At 57.0% G+C, this 3,972-nt stretch carries 1 tRNA gene and 2 rRNA genes (1 of these 3 running past the window's edge); all 3 read right to left on the bottom strand.

What is annotated here, in order from left to right:
* Positions 1-48: 48 nt before the first annotated feature.
* Positions 49-163: ribosomal RNA gene (gene rrf, locus F9929_RS23735) — 5S ribosomal RNA — on the bottom strand.
* Between the two features lie 245 nt (positions 164-408).
* Positions 409-3,382: ribosomal RNA gene (locus F9929_RS23730) — 23S ribosomal RNA — on the bottom strand.
* A 547-nt stretch (positions 3,383-3,929) separates the two neighbouring features.
* Positions 3,930-3,972 (bottom strand) — tRNA-Ala (locus tag F9929_RS23725) (it continues 33 nt past the right edge of the window).

The following is a 3,972-nucleotide window of genomic DNA, read 5'->3' as shown; positions in this document are numbered from 1 at the left end:
TTGTGTGTCTGATTGTGAGGTGAGAAGCTGTGTATTTGTTGTTGGCGGATCTGGCGGCGACCGACTTTCCCGCGTCTTGAGACGAAGTATCATGGGCGCTGGAGCGTTTCACGGCCGAGTTCGGAATGGGATCGGGTGTTGGGGTCTCCGCTATGCCACCAGATCGGCGAACAACAAGGGTCGAGAAGCTGGCTGCGGGCCGGGCGCGAGGGCCCGGGCGGCATGGATCTTTCGTGCAGGGAGGATTTTCAGAGCGCGCCCTCGGACCCATGGGGTCCGCAAGCCCGACCAGGCGTCGGTCCTGATGGACCGCCCCAGCGGAGGCGGCGATCCCATTGGATCGGCGTCGCGAGCGTTCTAAGCGAATGGAGACCATGCCCGTCTCATGACGGGCATGGGCGAATGGGAGGGATCAAGACAATCGGGCGATTAGTACCGGTAAGCTTCGTGCATTGCTGCACTTCCACACCCGGCCTATCAACGTGGTGGTCTTCCACGGCCCTGATAGGGAGCACTGGTTTTGAGGTTCGTTTCCCGCTTAGATGCCTTCAGCGGTTATCGAGTCCACACATAGCTACCCTGCAATGCGGCTGGCGCCACAACAGGTCCACCAGAGGTGTGTCCATCCCGGTCCTCTCGTACTAGGGACAGATCCTCGCAATGCTCCGACACCCACGGCAGATAGGGACCGAACTGTCTCACGACGTTCTGAACCCAACTCACGTACCGCTTTAAATGGCGAACAGCCATACCCTTGGGACCTGCTCCAGCCCCAGGATGCGATGAGTCGACATCGAGGTGCCAAACAACCCCGTCGATATGGACTCTTGGGGGTCATCAGCCTGTTATCCCCGGCGTACCTTTTATCCGTTGAGCGATGGCCCTTCCACGCGGGGGACCACCGGATCACTATGACCGACTTTCGTCTCTGCTCGACTTGTTGGTCTCGCAGTCAGGCGGGCTTATGCCATTGCACTCGACGACCGATTTCCGACCGGTCTGAGCCCACCATCGCGCGCCTCCGTTACTCTTTGGGAGGCGACCGCCCCAGTCAAACTACCCACCATACACTGTCCCGGATCCGGATAACGGACCGCGGTTAGACATCCATGACGATAAGGGTGGTATTTCAAGGATGGCTCCACATGAGCTGGCGCCCACGCTTCAAAGCCTACCACCTATCCTACACATGCCGACACGAATGCCAGTGTAAAGCTATAGTAAAGGTGCACGGGGTCTTTCCGTCTGACCGCAGGAACCCCGCATCTTCACGGGGAATTCAATTTCACTGAGTCTCTGCTGGAGACAGCGGGGAAGTCGTTACGCCATTCGTGCAGGTCGGAACTTACCCGACAAGGAATTTCGCTACCTTAGGACCGTTATAGTTACGGCCGCCGTTTACTGGGGCTTCGTTTCAGAGCTTGCACCCCTCCACTTAACCTTCCAGCACCGGGCAGGCGTCAGACCCTATACGTCGTCTTACAGACTTCGCAGAGCCCTGTGTTTTTGGTAAACAGTCGCTACCCCCTGGTCTGTGCCACCCCATCTGACTTGCGTCAAAAAGGGTCACGCTTCTTCCGAAGTTACGCGTGCAATTTGCCGAGTTCCTTCAGCAGAGTTCTCTCAAGCGCCTTGGTATGCTCTACCAGTCCACCTGTGTCGGTTTCGGGTACGGTCTATACGGTGGGGCTATTTCCAGGAACCTCTTCGCCGCCCCCTCAATCCAATAAGAAGGAACGACACACGAGATCCGTCACTCTCCACCAGGCCCACGATTGTTCGCGTGGTTCCCATCGACTACGCCTTTCGGCCTCGCCTTAGGGGCCGGCTCACCCTGCTCAGATTAACTTTAAGCAGGAACCCTTGGACTTTCGGCGAGGGTGTCTCTCACACCCTTTATCGTTACTCATGTCAGCATTCTCACTTCCCATACCTCCACCAGCCCTCACGGGTCCGGCTTCATCGGCCTAGGGAACGCTCCGCTACCACTTGCATCAAAGATGCAAATCCTCAGCTTCGGTGCACGGCTTGAGCCCCGTTACATTTTCGGCGCAAAGACCCTTGTTTAGACCAGTGAGCTGTTACGCTTTCTTTAAATGATGGCTGCTTCTAAGCCAACATCCTGGTTGTTTTGGGATCTTCACATCCTTTCACACTTAGCCGTGACTTCGGGACCTTAGCTGGAGGTCAGGGTTGTTTCCCTCTTCACGACGGACGTTAGCACCCGCCGTGTGTCTGCCGGACAGCACTCGTGCGTATTCGGAGTTTGATTGGGTTTGGTAAGACGGTAAGTCCCCCTAGCCCATTCAGTGCTCTACCCCACACGGTGTTCATCCGACGCTCTACCTAAATAGATTTCGCGGAGAACCAGCTATTTCCGAGTTTGATTGGCCTTTCACCCCTAGCCACAAGTCATCCCAATCTATTGCAACAGATGCGGGTTCGGCCCTCCAGTGCGTGTTACCGCACCTTCAGCCTGCTCATGGCTAGATCACTCGGTTTCGGGTCTAATCCGACGAACTCATGCACGCCCATTTCGGACTCGCTTTCGCTGCGCCTCCACCTATCGGCTTAAGCTCGCTCGCCAGACTAAGTCGCTGACCCATTATACAAAAGGTACGCGGTCACCAATCATGGCTCCCACTGTTTGTAGGCATCCGGTTTCAGGTTCTCTTTCACTCCCCTCGTCGGGGTGCTTTTCACCTTTCCCTCACGGTACTGGTTCGCTATCGGTCACACACGAGTACTTAGGCTTGGAGGGTGGTCCCCCCATGTTCAGACAGGATTTCTCGTGTCCCGCCCTACTCAAGGATTCAAAGGATCATTACGCCTACGGGGCTGTCACCCTTCTCGCCGCGCTTTCCAACGCGTTCGGCTTGCTCTCCTCAAAACCACTGGCCTGGTCCGCGTTCGCTCGCCGCTACTGACGGAGTCTCGGTTGATGTCCTTTCCTCCAGGTACTGAGATGTTTCAGTTCCCCGGGTTCGCTTCTTACACCCTATGGATTCAGGTGCAGATACCTCGCTATTGATCTCTAGAAACCATTCTGGTTTCGGCCGCTCACGCTCGATCGCCCTCGGGGCGATCGGCTGCACGGGGCGCGGGCCATCAGGCCCGACGGCCGGTCGGCCTTGCGGACCAAAGGTCCGGGGCGCCTTTCCTCCAAAGGAAACAGCACCCATGCCAATCGGCGCCCGGGCTTTCCAGCCCAGCGCTTCACCAAAACCAAATGATTTCCTAGAGATCGGAGGTGGGTTGCCCCATTCGGATATCCACGGATCAAAGCTTATTCGCAGCTCCCCATGGCTTTTCGCAGCGTATCACGTCCTTCATCGCCTGTGTGTGCCAAGGCATCCACCAAATGCCCTTAACCTTCTTGATCTCTCCCATCGCCCATGCCCGTTTCGGCCCACCGGGCCGAGAGAGAAGACATGAACAATCGGTCTTCATTCGCTTGTTCGGACACCGCCAACACCGGCGGGGCGTGCAACCCCATCCAGCGTCCTGCAGCGGCATCCATGCCGGCATCCCATGCGTGGTCGGAGCGACCACAGGACACCGGCGAAAGACCAGCTTCTCGAAACGAATCCCAGCGATCGGCGGTCAGGCACGATCGATCACGAACCAAAAACAATCCATTCCATCGGTCCCGCCGCCCCAGCCCTTATCGAACCAGAACAACCAAACCCATGGGGTGAGGATCACCTTCGGGGCGCCATGCACTAAACCCAAAGGAGCGATGAACCCCCTCGGCACATGGACGCCATACAGAACCAAACCGCCACGAATGACAGCCGGTCCTCCAGGATCCGTCTTCTCTTCACAATGTCACAAACATCCAGCAAACGCCCGCGAGACAAACTCAGCAGACGCCGCAAACCATATCTTCCTTCTTGGATGAACTCCCGTTGCCCTCAACACCAAACGAATGGTGGAGCCAGACGGGATCGAACCGACGACCTCATGCTTGCA

Source organism: Aureimonas psammosilenae, assembly GCF_009176975.1.
Lineage (GTDB): Bacteria > Pseudomonadota > Alphaproteobacteria > Rhizobiales > Rhizobiaceae > Plantimonas > Plantimonas psammosilenae.
The sequence above is the reverse complement of the archived record's forward strand: the minus strand, read 5'-3'. Positions and strand labels throughout refer to the sequence as shown.